Annotated in this window: 14 protein-coding genes, 1 tRNA gene and 1 other RNA gene; 6 read left to right on the top strand and 10 right to left on the bottom strand. The window is 69.5% G+C overall.

The genetic code is table 11. From position 1 onward, the window contains the following. Position 1 precedes the first annotated feature (1 nt). Both VHU88_02640 and VHU88_02635 read right to left on the bottom strand, forming a co-directional pair. The gene (locus VHU88_02640) at positions 2–358 is read right to left on the bottom strand and encodes a VOC family protein (GenBank protein ID HEX3610561.1); all 357 of its coding nucleotides are present in this window, start codon (positions 356–358) and stop codon (positions 2–4) included. Between the two features lie 11 nt (positions 359–369). Next, complete coding sequence (locus VHU88_02635) at positions 370–1,215, bottom strand: alpha/beta hydrolase (protein ID HEX3610560.1); 846 nt, start codon at positions 1,213–1,215, stop codon at positions 370–372. Between the two features lie 212 nt (positions 1,216–1,427). Here VHU88_02635 and VHU88_02630 point away from each other — a divergent pair, with 212 nt between their 5' ends. Beyond that, positions 1,428–2,174 (top strand): glucose 1-dehydrogenase, encoded by a 747-nt coding sequence (locus VHU88_02630; GenBank protein ID HEX3610559.1) that lies wholly within the window; start codon positions 1,428–1,430, stop codon positions 2,172–2,174. A gap of 569 nt (positions 2,175–2,743) precedes the next feature. Here the strand turns inward: VHU88_02630 and VHU88_02625 are convergent. Then, a tRNA-Ser gene (locus tag VHU88_02625) sits at positions 2,744–2,828 on the bottom strand. Positions 2,829–2,893: 65 nt separating this feature from the next. On the opposite strand from VHU88_02625, the gene ffs reads away from it, so the two are divergent. Both ffs and VHU88_02615 read left to right on the top strand, forming a co-directional pair. Next, positions 2,894–2,990, top strand: an RNA gene (gene ffs / locus VHU88_02620) — signal recognition particle sRNA small type. An 85-nt stretch (positions 2,991–3,075) separates the two neighbouring features. Further along, complete coding sequence (locus VHU88_02615) at positions 3,076–5,064, top strand: DNA polymerase III subunit gamma and tau (protein HEX3610558.1); 1,989 nt, start codon at positions 3,076–3,078, stop codon at positions 5,062–5,064. 28 nt (positions 5,065–5,092) lie between these two features. Here VHU88_02615 and VHU88_02610 read toward each other — a convergent pair whose 3' ends face one another. The 3 genes from VHU88_02610 to VHU88_02600 form a co-directional block, all read right to left on the bottom strand. Next, positions 5,093–5,641 carry a DUF5063 domain-containing protein gene (locus VHU88_02610; protein ID HEX3610557.1) on the bottom strand — a complete coding sequence of 183 codons (549 nt, stop codon included), beginning with the start codon at positions 5,639–5,641 and terminating at the stop codon, positions 5,093–5,095. Positions 5,642–5,719: 78 nt separating this feature from the next. Next, positions 5,720–6,319 (bottom strand): recombination mediator RecR, encoded by a 600-nt coding sequence (gene recR / locus VHU88_02605; protein ID HEX3610556.1) that lies wholly within the window; start codon positions 6,317–6,319, stop codon positions 5,720–5,722. Positions 6,320–6,329: 10 nt separating this feature from the next. Then, positions 6,330–6,722 carry a YbaB/EbfC family nucleoid-associated protein gene (locus tag VHU88_02600; GenBank protein ID HEX3610555.1) on the bottom strand — a complete coding sequence of 131 codons (393 nt, stop codon included), beginning with the start codon at positions 6,720–6,722 and terminating at the stop codon, positions 6,330–6,332. Between the two features lie 157 nt (positions 6,723–6,879). Here VHU88_02600 and VHU88_02595 point away from each other — a divergent pair, with 157 nt between their 5' ends. Together VHU88_02595 and VHU88_02590 are read left to right on the top strand one after the other, a co-directional pair. After that, a complete protein-coding gene (locus VHU88_02595; protein HEX3610554.1) occupies positions 6,880–8,166 on the top strand; it encodes an aspartate kinase in 1,287 nt (428 codons plus the stop codon). 73 nt (positions 8,167–8,239) lie between these two features. Further along, positions 8,240–9,298, top strand: a complete 1,059-nt coding sequence (locus VHU88_02590; GenBank protein ID HEX3610553.1) for an aspartate-semialdehyde dehydrogenase — start codon at positions 8,240–8,242, stop codon at positions 9,296–9,298. A gap of 23 nt (positions 9,299–9,321) precedes the next feature. Here VHU88_02590 and VHU88_02585 read toward each other — a convergent pair whose 3' ends face one another. The 4 genes from VHU88_02585 to VHU88_02570 form a co-directional block, all read right to left on the bottom strand. Continuing rightward, positions 9,322–10,293 (bottom strand): SGNH/GDSL hydrolase family protein, encoded by a 972-nt coding sequence (locus tag VHU88_02585; protein ID HEX3610552.1) that lies wholly within the window; start codon positions 10,291–10,293, stop codon positions 9,322–9,324. Between the two features lie 134 nt (positions 10,294–10,427). Then, entirely contained in the window at positions 10,428–11,222 is a 795-nt protein-coding gene (locus VHU88_02580; protein HEX3610551.1) for an alpha/beta hydrolase, read from the bottom strand. A gap of 33 nt (positions 11,223–11,255) precedes the next feature. Continuing rightward, a complete protein-coding gene (locus tag VHU88_02575; GenBank protein ID HEX3610550.1) occupies positions 11,256–12,491 on the bottom strand; it encodes an LLM class flavin-dependent oxidoreductase in 1,236 nt (411 codons plus the stop codon). 334 nt (positions 12,492–12,825) lie between these two features. Then, a complete protein-coding gene (locus VHU88_02570; protein ID HEX3610549.1) occupies positions 12,826–13,980 on the bottom strand; it encodes a serine hydrolase domain-containing protein in 1,155 nt (384 codons plus the stop codon). Positions 13,981–14,226: 246 nt separating this feature from the next. Between VHU88_02570 and VHU88_02565 the strand changes: the two genes are divergently transcribed. Then, complete coding sequence (locus VHU88_02565; protein ID HEX3610548.1) at positions 14,227–15,816, top strand: ABC transporter substrate-binding protein; 1,590 nt, start codon at positions 14,227–14,229, stop codon at positions 15,814–15,816. The last annotated feature ends 4 nt before the right edge of the window (positions 15,817–15,820 follow it).

The raw sequence follows: 15,820 nt of genomic DNA, 5'->3' as shown, positions 1-15,820 counted from the left end.
GTCAGCCGCGGACGAGGTCGAATTCGTTGCCTTCCGGGTCGGCCAGCGTGGTCCATTGGGTGCCGCCCACCTCGACATCACGGATCCGGGTGGCCCCGAGTCCGGTAAGTCGCCCGATCTCGGCATCCCGGTCGGCGGCGATCAGATCCAGGTGCAGCCGGTTCTTGGCGGCCTTGGCTTCGGGTACCTGGTGGAACAACAGGCGTGGCACGGACACGCTGGTCGCGTCGATCGTGACCTCCGCGTACCCCTCGGTGGCGCCGGCGGCGACCTGGCGGCCCAGTGCTTCGGCCCAAAAGCCGGCGAGGGCGGCCGCGTCGGCCGCGTCGATGCTCAGGCCGTAGATGGTGTTGCCCATGAATCCGCCCCCTACGCGTCGAGGAACAACTTGGTGTGGTGAACGAACAGGCCCGGATATTGGTGATGCGCACCGTGGTTGGCGTCGGGGTAAAGGATCAGCTGCGCGTTCGGGGCGTGCTGCTGCAGCAGGTAGGAGTTGATCGTGGGGATGATCTTGTCGTCGTTCCCGTTGACGACCAGCGTCGGCTGATGCAGCCCCTTCAGGTGGGCGTAGGTCTCGTCCTTCTGCGCGCCGTACGCGGCGATGGCCTCGGCTTGCGCCTGCACCGTCTCCATCGAGACGGCCGCGTCGCGGTCCTGTCGGGCCATCATCCGCGCCAGGTAGGCGCGGCCGGCGGCCTGGCTGGCCTCGGACGGGGAGAACAGGATCGGCAGCCACATCTCCTCCTGGTGCTCGTATTGCTTGAAGAAGAGGGCTCTCGTTTCCGGCGGCAGTTCGCCGACGCCCACGCCACCCCGCGGCGCGGTGCCCACCAGGACGAGCCGACGCACCAGTTCCGGGCGGTCGAAGGCCAGTTGCTGAGCGACGAGTCCACCCATCGAATGCCCGAGCACGTCGACCGTGTGGAGACCCAACGCGTCTATGAATGCCGCGGTGTCCCGCGCGGTTTGCTCGATCGTGTCCGGGGTGGTGCCCGTGGACGACGCGACCCCCGCGTTGTTGAAGAGGACGACCTCGCGGTCCGCCGCGAAGGCGTCGGTCAACGCCGAGTCATGGTCATCGAGGTTGCCCATGAAGTGCTGGGTGAACAGCATGGGCACGCCGTCCTCGGCCCCGAAGCGCCGGTAGGCGAATCGAATTCCGTTCGCCCCGATGAACTCGGTAGGTGCTGTGTCGTGTCTGTGGACTGCCATCGTTACCCTTCGCGTGACCAGATCATTCGACGTGGCGAGATAGTAGACAGACCAGTCTGTTTATGTAAAGCGAACACGGCTGATGTCGGCCAGAGCGGCCTAGTTCTCCTTTAAACTCAACCCTCTTGGGGGAATACCCGACTAGTCCGACCGGTCTACCTTACGGTGACCGGGCGTCCCGCTCGGGGCCACCCACCTGACAGGAGCTGGACATGGACAAGCCCGTGGTACTCATCACCGGGGGGCTCAGCGGCATCGGCCGTGCCACCGCGATCGCCTTCGCCAAGAAGGGCGCGAACGTGGTGGTTTCCGGTCGGCGTGATGACGCCGGCAAGGAGCTCGCCGAGGAGCTGCGGTCGTTCGGCACGGAAGCGGAGTTCATCAACGCCGACGTCCGCAAGGAGGATGACGTCCGCGCTCTGGTCGATCAGACCGTCGCACGGTTTGGCCGACTCGATGTCGCGGTGAACAACGCCGGCACCGAGGGCCAGGTTGGCCCGATTCTGGATCAGACCGCGGAGACCTATGCCGCGACCTTCGACACCAACGTGCTGGGCGTCCTCCTGAGCATGAAGCACCAGGTGCGCGTGATGCAGCCACAGGGCAGCGGCAGCATCGTCAACATCTCCTCCACCTACGGGCACGAAGGAGCGGCGGGGGCCTCGGTCTACGTCGGCAGCAAGCACGCGGTCGAAGGCATCACCAAGTCTGTGGCGCTGGAGACAGCGAAGTCGGGGATCCGGGTGAACGCGGTGGCACCTGGTCCGACGGACACCGCCATGTTGACCCGCTTCACGGGCACCCCGGAGAACAAGGCTGCTCTGGCAGCGCAGGTTCCGATGGAGCGCCTGGGCCTCTCGGCGGAGGTTGCCGAGGCGATCGTGTTCATCGCGTCGGACGAAGCCTCTTACATCACCGGCCACGTCCTCAACGTCGACGGCGGCCACACCGCCAACTGATCGGACCAGGCGCGGAGCTCGGCTCCGCGCCTGGTCCGACGGGTGTGGAGCAAGCCGGCCATCCCGTGCCTGACAGCGCGATCGCGGGTCGCGGGCCTGCGGGCGGAAGTTCCCCGACCCCGACGGCGCCCTGCTCCAGGAGATACTGCACTTCCTCCTCCCGGGGTCGGCCCACACTGCCGACTGGCAGGACGATCGCACCCACGGAGCGCATCGGCCTGCCGTTAGCGGCAAGGCCTTCCCGATCTCCAAGCCCCACGCGTCTTGCTCCTGCGGAGCGGCCGGTCGATCTCGGGATCGGGCGCGCACACGGCATGGCTCAGCCGGGCGGACCTGCGCACCAGTCGGCTGCACGACGCCCGACCGCCACACCGCGGCCACGGCGCTGCTGCTCGGTGTCCCGGACCGTGCGGTGATGGGACTCATGGGTTGGTCCGCATCCGGTACCCCGCGCTGCTCGGGAGAACTTCGTCCTGCCTGGGTATCCGCTGGAGACCGTGGCCGGGGACCCGAGGGCGGAACCGAAGCGGCTCGTGCTCTTCCCGAGCACGAGCCGCCCATCGGTGCCGCGGAGGATACGAGATTTGAACTCGTGAGGGGTTTCCCCCAACACGCTTTCCAAGCGTGCGCCCTAGGCCACTAGGCGAATCCTCCGCGGCAAGCGTATCGCGGGCGGCCGACGGGGCTCCGATCACGGCTCGATCGCTTGTAGACTCTCCCTCGGCTCCCCGCGTGGTGCCATCTCGCCGAACCCCCCCAGGGCCGGAAGGCAGCAAGGGTAGGTGGGCTCTGGTAGGTGCGCGGGGAGTCTCTGCTTGTGCACGGCCAGGCGGGTCGGGGGGCCCGGCGGCAGGTCGGGCACCGGCCGCGCGGTGTCGGTGGCGCCGACTAGGGTCGGGGCGTGACGCTGGCCCTGTACCGCCGGTATCGCCCGGAGACCTTCGCCGAGGTGATCGGGCAGGAGCACGTCACCGAGCCCTTGCAGCAGGCCATCCGCAACGGCCGCGTCAACCACGCCTACCTGTTCAGCGGCCCCCGCGGCTGCGGCAAGACCACCAGCGCCCGGATCCTGGCGCGGGCGTTGAACTGCGAGCAGGGCCCGACCCCGACTCCGTGCGGCCAGTGCCAGTCGTGCACCGATCTGGCGCGCGGCGGTGGGGGCGGCCTCGACGTCGTGGAGATCGACGCGGCCTCGCACGGCGGCGTCGACGACGCCCGCGACCTCCGGGAGCGCGCGTCCTTCGCCCCGGCCGCGTCCCGCTTCAAGATCTACGTGATCGACGAGGCCCACATGGTGACCACGGCGGGGTTCAACGCCCTGCTGAAGGTCGTCGAGGAGCCGCCGGAGCACCTCAAGTTCATCTTCGCCACCACCGAGCCGGACAAGGTGCTCCCGACGATCCGGTCGCGCACCCACCATTACCCGTTCCGGCTCGTGCCGCCGGGCGTGCTGCGCGATTACCTGGCGACGTTGTGCGAACGCGAGAAGGTCGATGTCGAGCCCACGGTGCTGCCGCTGGTCGTCCGCGCCGGTGCCGGGTCGGTGCGCGACAGCCTCTCGGTGCTCGATCAGCTGATCGCCGGGGCAGGAGACGAGGGGCTGACCCTGGCCCGGGCCACCGCACTGCTGGGCTACACCGACGCGTCCCTGCTGGACGACGTCGTCGACGCGTTCGGCGAGCGCGATGGGGCAACGGTGTTCCGGCTGGTCGACCGGGTCATCGAGGCCGGGCACGACCCGCGGCGGTTCGTGGCCGACCTGCTGGACCGGCTGCGCGACCTGGTCGTGCTCAACGCGGTGGCCGATGCGCCGGTCGACGGCCTGATCGACGCGCCGAGCGACGCCATCGAGCGGATGCGCGCGCAGGCGGCGGTCTTCGGGTCCGCGGAGCTGTCGCGAGCGGCCGACCTGGTCAGCGTCGGGTTGACCGAGCTGCGTGGGGCGACCGCCCCACGGCTGCAGCTGGAGCTGATCTGCGCCCGCGTGCTGCTGCCCGGCGCGGGCCCGGTCTCCGACCATGCCGAGGCCCGCGATCTGCACGCCCGGCTGGACCGCATCGAGCGGCGCCTGGCGGGCGCGGCCGCACCGGTGGTCGCCGCCGCGCCGGTCCCGCCGGCAGCGCCGTCCACCGAACAGCTGACGCCCCGTCAGAAGGCGCCCGTTGAGCCCGAAATCGCGACGGAGCAGGAGCCTGCGCCCCCGCGCCCGGCACCGCAGGAGGTTCCACGCCCGGCCGCGCAGGAGGTTCCACGCCCGGCCGCGCAGGAGGCTCCGCGGCCGGTCGCTGAGCGCCCGGTCGCGCTGGCACCTTCGCCCGCCGCTTCCCCGCAGCCGCCCGCCGCGGCGCAGCCCGGCCGGGGCCCGGACATCGACACCGTGCGGCGCATGTGGCCGGACATCTTGAACATCGTCAAGACCCGGCGCCGCTACACCTGGATGCTGCTCACCGAAGGTGTCGCGGTGATCGGCCTGGACGGCGACATGCTGACCCTGGCCTTCGCCGACGAGGGTCGGCGGCGCAACTTCCTGTCCGGCAGCCACGAACTGCTCGGCGAGGCCATCGAAGAGGTGCTGCGGACGAAGTGGCGGGTCGACGCCGTGCACGACCCGGGCCGCGCCACCGCCGGTCGGCCCCCCGCCGGCCCCGAGCATTCAGTTGCCCAGCGCCAGGACGCGCCCGCGACCCGCCCGGCTGCCGCGCCCACCCCGGTTCAGGCGGCCCCGACCCAGCCGGCCCCGCCGCCCAAAGCGGCGGCGCCCAACGTGGCCGCCGAGCACGACGAGTCGGCCTCGGCCGACGACGAGAGCCTCGACGAGGGCCTGACCGGCAAGGATCTGCTGATCCGCGAACTGGGCGCGAGCGTGCTCGAGGAGATCGATCACGAGTGAGCCGCGCGGGGGCTCAGCCCCCGATGGCTCAGCCCCCGGCGGAGACCGCCGAGGTCGACTTCGCCTCGGCGTCCAGGCGGTCGTGGGCCAGGACGCTCTGCAGCGCGCGCAGGGTCGTGGCGGCCTGGCTGCCCCACGAACTGATGTAGGAGAACTGCCACCACCACAGCGCCTCGTCCTCGCGCCCGGCCTCCCAGTGCGCCAGGCCGTGCAGCAGCGCGGAGGCCACGCCGGACAAGTCGTCGGAGATACGGCAGATCATCAGCTCCGGCCGCGGCTCGTACGGGTCGAAGACCTCGGCGTACTCGTCGATCGGGTCGAGCAGCACGGCCAGCGCCGAGCGCAGGTCGTCGAGGTCCGGGTCGGCGCCGGTGTCGGTCTCGAAACGCTCACTGGGCACGATGTCGGTCAGCGCGCCGAGCCGGCCGCCGGCCAGCAGCAGCTGCGAGACCTCGACCAGCAGGCGCGACACCGCCTCACCCGCGTTGTCCGAACGTGCCACCTCGCGCAGCACGGTCAGGAAACCCTTGATCTGGTAGGCGATCTGGATCTCGAACCCGTCCGGCTCGACCGACATGCGTCCCCCTCTTAGCGGCTTCCCGTGACGGTACGGGGTCGCCGCATCACCCGTCGAGCAGTTGCGATCTTCAGGCGCTCAGACGTCCAACAATCGGCGGCCCTCGAACGCTCTGCCCAGGGTGATCTCGTCGGCGTACTCGAGGTCGCCGCCGACCGGCAGCCCGCTGGCCGGCCGGGTCACCCGCAGGCCCATCGGTTTGACCAGCCGCGCCAGGTAGGTGGCGGTGGCCTCGCCCTCCAGATTCGGGTCGGTCGCCAGGATCAGCTCGGTGACCTCACCATCGGCCAATCGGGTCAGCAGCTCGCGGACCCGCAGGTCGTCCGGCCCGATCCCGTCGATCGGGCTGATCGCCCCGCCCAGCACGTGGTAGCGGCCGCGGAACTCGCGCGTCCGCTCGATCGCGACCACGTCCTTGGCCTCCTCGACCACGCACAGCACGGCCGGGTCGCGACGTGGGTCGCGGCAGATCCGGCACCGGCTGTCCTCGGTGACGTTGCCGCACAGGTCGCAGAAGCGAACCTTCTCCTTCAGCGAGGTGATGGCCGCGGTCAGCCGCCGGACCTCGACCGGATCGGCCGCGAGCAGGTGGAACGCGATCCGCTGAGCACTCTTGGGACCGATCCCCGGTAGCCGACCCAGCTCATCGATCAGGTCGGCGATGACTCCGTCGAACACCGCGGCGGACTCAGTGCCCGGACGGCAGGTGGCCGGTGCCGCCGAGCCCCAACGATTCCGGATCGAACCCGAGATCGGCCATGATCCCGGCGCCGAAGTCGGTCCCGGTCGTGAACGGGCCCATGGCCTGGGCCTCGAGGCGGGCGGCCGCGGCGTTCGCGTCGCGCACAGCGGCCACGACCAGGTCGGCCAGTGTCTCGGTGTCGGCCGGGTCGACCGCCCTCGGGTCGATCTGCAGGCCGACCAGCTCACCGATCGCGGTCACGGTGGCGGTCACCAGCCCGCCGCCGGCGGTGCCGTGGACGTGGGTGTTGGCCAGCTGGTCGCGGGCGGAGAGGATCGCCTCCTGCATCTGGGCGGCCTGGGCGAGCAGCGCCGCCATGTCGGGCATTCCAGCTGTCACGGCGTACTCCTGTCGATCCATCCGCTCGGACGAGCTCGAGCCTACGTGGGCCCCGGCCCGCAATCCGGACGCCCTACCGAGCAAGGGCGACTACAATCCGACGGCGGCGCCCCGCCCCGCCGCGCCGGCACCGCCCGCACCCGTCAGGAGAGTTCGCATGCCCGCCGAAGGCCGTCGCAGCCTGGTCGTGCAGAAGTACGGCGGGTCCTCCGTAGCCGACGCCGAGTCGGTCAAACGGGTCGCGAAACGCATCGTCGAGACCAAGCAGGCGGGCAACGACGTCGTCGTCGTGGTCTCCGCGATGGGCGACACCACCGACGAGCTGATCGAGCTGGCCGAGCAGGTGAGCCCGATCCCGCCGGCCCGTGAGCTCGATATGCTGCTCACCGCCGGTGAGCGGATCTCGATGGCGGTCCTCGCGATGGCGATCGCGAACCTGGGCCACGAGGCCCGGTCGTTCACCGGCAGCCAGGCCGGCGTGATCACCGATTCCGCGCACGGCAAGGCGCGGATCATCGACGTGACCCCGGGCCGCATCACCCAGGCGCTCGACGACGGCGCGATCGCGATCGTGGCCGGCTTCCAGGGCGTCTCCCAGGACACCAAGGACATCACCACCCTCGGACGTGGCGGCTCGGACACCACCGCCGTGGCCCTGGCGGCGGCGATGAACGCCACCGTCTGCGAGATCTACACCGACGTGGACGGGGTCTTCTCCGCCGATCCGCGGATCGTCCCCACGGCGCGCAAGCTGCCCAGCGTCACCTACGAGGAGATGATGGAGATGGCCGCGTGCGGCGCCAAGGTGCTGCACCTGCGGTGCGTGGAGTACGCCCGACGGTTCGGTCTGCCGATCCACGTCCGCTCCTCGTTCAGCCAACGCGAGGGCACCTGGGTACTGGAGTCCTACGAAGGGGACGAAATGGAGCAGCCGATCATCTCCGGGGTCGCGCACGACCGCAGCGAGGCCAAGGTGACCGTGGTTGGCGTGCCCGACAAGCCCGGCCAGGCCGCCGCCATCTTCTCCGCGGTCGCCGGCGCAGGCATCAACATCGACATGATCGTGCAGAACGTCTCGGGCGCGGCGACCGGCCGCACCGACATCTCGTTCACCGCCCCGCGCAGCGACGGTGCCGCCGCGCTGGAGGCGTTGCGCAAGATCCAGGAGCTCAGCGGGTTCGAGTCGCTCCGTTTCGACGACCAGATCGGGAAGATCTCCTTGATCGGCGCCGGGATGCGCTCCCACCCGGGTGTCTCGGCGAAGTTCTTCGGCTGCCTGTCCGACGCCGGGGTCAACATCGAGATGATCTCGACCTCGGAGATCCGCATCTCCGTGGTCGTGCGTGAGGACGACGTCAACACCGCGGTTCGCGCGGTCCACAAGGCGTTCGACCTCGACACCGACGACGGCCAGGCCGTCGTCTACGGAGGTACCGGCAGATGAGCGAGCCTGCGAGTGAATCAATGTCACAGTGCCCGCCGACACTGAGCGCACGGAAGCAGACGGAGGCACACCGGTGAGCAACAGGAAGCCCACCCTGGCCGTGATCGGCGCGACCGGTGCCGTCGGTTCGGTGATGCTCGAACTGCTCTCCACCCGCGAGGACGTCTGGGGCGAGATCCGGCTGATCGCCTCGGCGCGGTCGGCCGGCAAGCGCCTGACCGTCCGCGGCGAGGAGGTCGAGGTTCAGGCGCTGACGCCGGAATGCTTCGACGGCGTCGACATCGCGATGTTCGACGTGCCCGACGAGGTCTCCGCGCAGTGGGCGCCGATCGCGGCCGATCGCGGCGCGATCGCGGTCGACAACTCCGGGGCGTTCCGGATGGACCCGGACGTGCCGTTGGTCGTCCCCGAGGTGAACCCGGCGGCGGCCCGCAAGCGGCCCCGGGGGATCATCGCGAACCCGAACTGCACGACGCTGTCGATGATCGTCGCGATCGGCGCCCTGCACGCGGAGTTCGGGCTCGAGTCGTTGGTCGTGGCCTCCTACCAGGCCGCCTCCGGGGCCGGTCAGGCCGGCATCGACGCGCTGCGCGACCAGCTGACCAAGGTCGCCGGCTCGAACCTCGGCACCCACCCGGGCGATCTGCGCAGTGCTGTCGGCGACTTCGGGCCGTTCCCGGCGCCGCTGGCACTGAACGTGGTCCCGTGGGCCGGGTCGCTGAAGGAGGACGGCTGGTCCTCGGAGGAGATGAAGGTCCGCAACGAGTCCCGCAAGATCCTCGGCCTGCCCGGGCTGCGGGTCTCGGCGACCTGCGTGCGGGTCCCGGTCATCACCACGCACTCACTGGCCGTGCACGCGACATTCGGCCACGAGGTCTCGCAGGCCAAGGCCCAGCAGATCCTGTCCGACGCCCCCGGCGTGATCCTGGTCGACGACCCGGCCCACGGGGAGTTCCCGACCCCGGCCGACGTCGTCGGCACCGACCCGACCTGGGTCGGCCGGGTCCGTCGCTCGTTGGACGACCCACACTCCCTCGACCTGTTCCTCTGCGGCGACAACCTCCGTAAGGGCGCTGCGCTCAACACCGCCCAGATCGCCGAGCTGGTCGCCGCCGAGCTCACGGGCGGCTGACAGAAGATGTAAAAGGGGCCGGCTCAGCCCTTCGGGAACACCGCGGCGATGGTGCGGGCGATCAGGGCGTGGCCGGCGGCGTCCGGGTGGTCGCCGTCGGAGGCCAGCAGGTCGGTGTCGTCCTTCGTACCCTTGGACCCCTTGAAGGCTGTCAAGGTCGAGACGTAGGTCGCGTTGGTGGCCTTCGCTGCCAGGGCCAGGGCCGCGTTGGTCGAGGCGGTACAGGCCAGCGAGGCGGTCATCGCGGTCTTGTCGTAGTCCTTCGAGGCGACCGCGCCGTCCTCCATCGAGGCCCAGTAGTCCAGCACCACGACGTGCGCGGCCGCGTTGAGTGCCTGGATCTTCTGCACCGCGGTGGTGACGTTGTCCTGCACGGCGGTCGCCACGTTCGGGTACAGCTTCGAGAAGTCGGCCCCCAGGCTGGCCTGGTCGAACGCGTCGTTGTAGTCGTTGGCGCCGGTCATGATCAGCACGGTGGTCGCGGTCTTCAGAGCGCTCTGCACCTTGGCCTGGGCCAGCAGGTTGACCACGTCGCCGCTGCGCGAACCGCTCACTGCGAAGTTGTCGGTCGTGTACTTCTTCTGCACCTTCTCGGTGACCAGGTTCGCGTAGTAGTCGACGAAGTTCGTGCACGAGCAGTGGACGCCCGCCGGCACCGAGTCGCCGAACGCGACGATGTTGCCGCCCGGCGGGTACGACGGCTTGGGCGTCGGGGTCGGCTTCGGCGCCGATGCCTCGGTCGGGTGCGTCGGTGCGGGGGCTTCGGCAGCGGCGTGCGGCGGAGTCTCGGTGGCTGTTTCGGTCGCCGCCGGCGTCGCCGAAGGGGTTTCGGTCGCCGCCGGGGTGACCACGGGCGCGGCGGGGACGGCCGCGTTCAGCGTCGCATCACCGCTGCCGCCGGAGCCGCAGGAACTCAACGCCAGCGCGATCGCAGCCACGCTCGTGGCACGCCCTGCCACCCGTCGGGTCCGGGCGCTCCAGCCTTGCTCGTACACGCGCGCAGAACTCCTTCGCCGGCCGGGTGGCCCCGAACATGCTGCCGGCGGCTCGGAACTGAATAAAGGGCGCATTCGTTGTGAATGGGCAAGTTCTGGCCGGCGCCCCGGGTCGCGGGAGGGTGGGCCTCAGGTCAGCCGAGGAACTCGGCCACCAGTGGGGCGACCGCGTCGAGCCGTTCGAGCTGTGGCACGTGGGCCGCCGCCGAGAGCATCTCGACCCGGCAGTCGCGGATCAGGCGCTGGAAGTCGGCCGCGTAGGCGGGGTCGACCAGCGCGTCCTGCTCGCCCCAGATCACCAGCGTCGGGGCGGTGACCCGATGGATGCGCTTGCTCAGCCCGCGGTCCGGGATCGGCCACCAGTACTTACCGGTCACCCCCATCGCCCAGTGGATGGCGATCATCGCCTCGGCCGCCGCCTCCGGGTCCGTGGGCATGGCCAGCGCCGCCGCGGCCACCGGCCCGGTCGGGTCGGCGAAGCACTTGGCGGCCAACTCGGGCAGCTCCAGCAGGTACGGGTTGGACCAGACCCGGCCCTCGGTCCACAAGCCGATCGGGCAGATCGTCACGAGCTTGCTGACCCGGCTGGGGAACGTCGCGGCCAGTTCGGTGGCCAGCATGCCGCCGAAGGAGTGCCCGACCACCGGCGCCGATCCGATGCCGAGGGCTTCGGCGATCTCGTCGTAGACCAGCGTCAGATCCGCGAGGTCCTCGATCGCCTTGTGGCTGTCCGGGTCGCCGGGCGCGGTTCCGGGCAGGTACGGGGCGTAGACCGTGTGGTGCTCCGCCAGCGAGTCCAGGAACGGATCCCAGGCCAACCCCAGGATCGCGTGCAGGTACAGCAGCGGCGGGCCGTCGCCGCCGACCAGCACCTGCGTGCGGACCTGGCTGCCCCAGACCTCGACGTCAACGACATCCCGGTGCGGCATTCCCGACCCCTCTCAGCTGATATGGAGCGGCGCTCAGACGATCCGCTGGCTGCGCAGTTTCTCGGGCCACCAGTGATTGACCCAGCCCTCGCCGTCCCAGATGTCGCGCAGCTTGGGCAGCACGTCGGCGCAGAACAGCGAGATGGAGTCCTTGGTCAGCTCGTGCGGCATCGAGCCAATGTGCTGAAGGATCATCAGGTTGCCGACGCGCAGGTCCTCGATCGCACCGGCCAGCTTGTCCCGCACTGTCGCCGGGCTACCCGCGATCACGATGTCCTTGTCGACGAAATCCTTGTACGAGTAGTTCTTGAAGTTCGCCAGTACCTCTGCTGTCTTCAGCGCCGCGCCGGTGCGGATCCCGTTGGCCAGGCTGGCGTAGTCCTGGTGGCCGGGCAGGCCCCACCACGGCATCGGCACGTGCATGCACTTGTCGAAGAAGTAGCGGATGTGCTTGCTGAACAGCTTCTCGGCCGCCGCGTCGGTGTCCGCGACGCACACGAGCTGGGCGAACCCGGCCCGGTAGGGATTGCGGTCGAGGCCCTCGCGGTCGGCGAACTCCCAGAAGCCGTCCATGACCCGCTTGCCGATCTGGCTGCCGAAGAAGCTGAGCATGCAGTAGTTGTGGTTGTGCTTGGCCGCGAACTTCCAGGTGGACAGCGAACCCAGGCCGGGGATCCACACCGGCGGGTACGGGGTCTGGATCGGCCGGGGCCAGATGTTGACCGAGGGCAGCTGCAGGTAGCGGCCGTTCCAGGCGAAGGTCTCCTTCGACTGCCAGGCCTTCAGGATCAGGTCGTGAGCCTCGTAGTAGCGGTCGCGCTGCTCGATCGGCGGGATGCCCATGCACTGGTTGGCGTCCATCGACGTACCCGCCGGCATGCCGGCCACCAGCCGGCCACCGGAGATGCAGTCGAGCATCGCGTACTCCTCGGCGATGCGGATCGCCGGCTGCGTGCTCGGCAGCGTCGAACCCATCTGCACGATCGCGACGTCGAGCTGATTGGTCGCCCGCGCGAGGATCGAGCCCATGATGTTCGGGTTCGGCATGAACCCGTACGCGTTCTGGTGGTGCTCGTTGACGCAGATCCCGTCGAAGCCCATCTCGGCACCGTGGATCAGCTCGTCGATCGTCCAGTTGTAGAACTGTCCGACCCGCTCCGCGTCGGCCAACTCGTGCCACGGCGGGGTCACCCACACCGACTTGTACCGATCGGTGAAATCCTCGGGCAGTTCCCGGTGGGGCATCAGGTGGAACATCGAGACCTTCATCGCTGCCTCCCTCGACCCGTACCCGAACGGCCGATCCAACGTAGTGGGGTCGTATCGGCCGTCACAACGGCCGAGGCCCCGGGTGTGTGCGTACACCCGGGGCCTTCGGCGTTCGGTCGGGCGTCGACCCAGGGGGCGGGTGACGTCCAGTGCTGCGGTGGGTCCGGCGCGGGAGCGGGGAGTTCCCGCGCCGACTGCGATTCTCTGGGGGAGGGTGACTTCTCGGGGTTCGGGCGCCTCGGGGTGGGGGTCCCTGCGACGCTTGCACCCAGAGTCTCGGCCTCGGCGGGCCCAGGCTTTAGGCCCCGGCCCGGATTTCTTCCCGCCGTCGGCGTCAGGCGTAGACCGCGGCCTCGAAACCCATGCAGAGGCCCAGGACGTCCGGCGTCCCGAACGGCAGGCATTGGGTGAACAAGGCCCCGGCCACCCCGGCGGTCGGGTCCACCCAGAAGTGCGTGTTGAAGATCCCGGACCAGGCTCCGCTGAACGCCGACCGCATCCCGGGCAGGTCGAAGGTGTTCAGCAGGAACCCGTGGCCCCAAGTCCAACCCGGGCCCAGGACGAAGTCCGAGACCAGGTTCCGGTCGTGTGCCGGGATCGCCTCGGGGAAGGTCAGCGGAGCGATGTGGTCGCGGAAGGCACTGGCGACCGAGCCGGGCGAGACCACGCTGACCCCGTCGAGGGTGCCGTCGTTGAGCAGCATCCGCAGGAAGCGCAGGTAGTCGTTCGGCGTGCAGGACAGGCCGTGCCCGCCGGCCCACCAGTCCGGGGTCTCGGGCAGCTCCAGCGGGGTCGGCTCCCACGACCCGGACGGGGCCATGTGCACGGGCACCGCCTCGGCGCGCTGCGCCTCGGTGAGCTGGAACGTGGCGGAGTCCATGCCCAACGGCCCGGTGAGGTTGACCTCGAGGTACTTGTCCAGGCTCAGGCCGCTGGTGGCCTCGACCACCCGGCCCAGCCAGTCGATGTTGATGCCGTAGGACCAGCGCTCGCCCGGATCGAACATCAGCGGCGACTTGAAGATCGAGCCGCTCCCGGCGAACAGCGACGGCGTGCCGGTGACCTCCATCCAGCGCTGCTGGTCGGCGCTGAAGAAGTCGTAGGTCAAGCCGGTGGTGTGGCAGATCAGGTTCTCCACGGTCGCCTGGGTCGCCGGCGGCCGGAACACCGGGGTGTCGCCGTCGAAGCCGGTCAGCACCTGCAGTTCGTCGAACTCCGGCAGGTACTCGGCGACCGGGGCAGCCAGGTTCAGCAGGCCGCGCTCGACCTGCTGCAGCGCCGCGATACTGACCAGCGGTTTGGTCATCGACGCGATCCGGAACACCGTGTCCGCCCCGACCGGCCCGCTGTCCGGGTCGGTGGCGACCCGGGTGCCTGCCGATCCGCGGTAGCGCACCCCGCCGCGGTCGGCGGCGACGGCGACGACGTTCGGCACCTGGCCCGCGTCCACCGCGCTGAGCAGGATGTTGTCGATCGCGGACTTGTCCATTCCAGACCTCCGGCCCGGTCGCGGCGCGACGCGTTCGGCAGAGTCAACCACCCGTCGGGGCCCCGCGAGCAGGGGGTGTGGACGGGCCCGCGGGGGTCTGACTCGACACGTATTGTGCGTTTCGTCACCGTCATGCAGAATCTTGGGAAAAATTAAGGTTTCTGACGATGCATAGGTCGCCCGAACGCGGCCGACTCTCCCGACGGGCTCGCATCCCGAGCGCCCGTAGGGTCGAAGGAGTGAACCTTGACCAGCTCTCGATCTCGGCGGGTGGTGCTCGCGGTCCCGGTGTGCGCCAGCCTGGCCCTGCTTGTCTCGGCCTGCGGATCCAATGGATCCGGATCGGTCACCGCGGCCCAGGCGGCCGCGCCAGTCGCGCCGGCGGCGGTGCCGGTGGCGCCTGCGGCCGCCCCGGCTGCCGCGAGGACCACGCCCGAAAGCGGCACCACTGCCGCGGCGGCGACCGAGTCCAAGTCCACGACGGTGAGCGCTTCGGCCCCGAAGCAGGTCGCGGCCAAGGGCGCGGCCAAGACCACCACGAGCACCGAGTCGAAGCCGGCCGGCACTGCCGCGGCCGCCAAGGCCGGGCCGTCGGCGGTCGATTCGCTGTCCTCGGTCAAGTCGGACAACTCCGCGGCGAACCAGCAGATCTACGACCAGAAGCAGGGCGCGACCGACCAGGGCGTCACCAAGAACGAGATCAAGCTCGGCTCGGTGAACATGCACGGCATGGCGCTGGGCAACCTCGTCGTGCTGCCGATGGTGCGCGGCAACCTCGCCGCCGCGTCAGCGATCAACGACCGCGGTGGTGTGCTCGGCCGCCGGCTGTCGATAGTGGACTGCGACGACGGCCCGGGCGAGGTCGCCCGCGCCAAGTCCTGCATCAAGAAGCTGGCCGGCGAGGACCACATCTTCTCGCTGGTCTCCGCGGTGGACTGGGCCACGGCCTCGATCCACGACGACCTGCAGCAGCAGCACCTGCCCTACGTCGGGGCCTGGGCCTACTCCCAGACGGAGTGGCAGGACCCGTTCATGTTCCCGACGCACATGTCGATGATTCACGAGGCGATGGCCGGTGCGCACTGGGCGGTGGACACGATCAAGCCCAAGACCTACGGGCTGATCTGCCTGACGTCGCCGGAGATGCAGCTGGCCTGCAACGAGGTCTCGAAGGTCATGGACGCCTCGGGCTCGAAGCTCGTGAAGCGCGCTGACGTCTCGATCTCGGAGACCTCGATGTCGGCCTACGTGTTGTCGTTCCGGGCCGCGAACCCGGAGCACATCATCCACTACGTGATCAACCCGGCCACGGTCGTGAAGTTCATGGTCGAGTCCCAGCAGCAGGACTACTACCCGCCCAAGGGCATCTCCGGGAACCACCTCGCCGGCGAGGTCCTCGGCTCGCTGTTCGGTCAGTGGCCGGTCGGTCGGTACTGGACCAACACCACGTACAAGCTGTGGGGTCCGGAGTTCATCGCGACGATGCACAAGTACGCGCGGGCCAACGACGGTGCGAACCACCACATCGTTCAGGCCGGGTATGTCGGCATCAACATCTTCGCCGAGGCCGCGAAGGCGGTCGGGGTGAACCTGACCCGCGACCGACTAATCGCCCAGTTGGACAACGGCACGGTCTGGAAGTCCGATGCCTCACTGGACCAGCGGTTCAGCTACGTGTCCGCCGAGCGCACCGGCAACAACTGGGACCACGAGATGGGCCAGGGCCGGGAGTTCATCTACAAGTACGTCGACCAGAACACCCGCTCGAACCCGGACGGCTCCTCGAACGGCTTCCAGCCGGACTCGAGCCAGTTCGTGATCCACACTTGGAAGTGATCGA

It is taken from the genome of Sporichthyaceae bacterium, assembly GCA_036269075.1.
Classification (GTDB): domain Bacteria; phylum Actinomycetota; class Actinomycetes; order Sporichthyales; family Sporichthyaceae; genus DASQPJ01.
The sequence above is the reverse complement of the archived record's forward strand: the minus strand, read 5'-3'. Positions and strand labels throughout refer to the sequence as shown.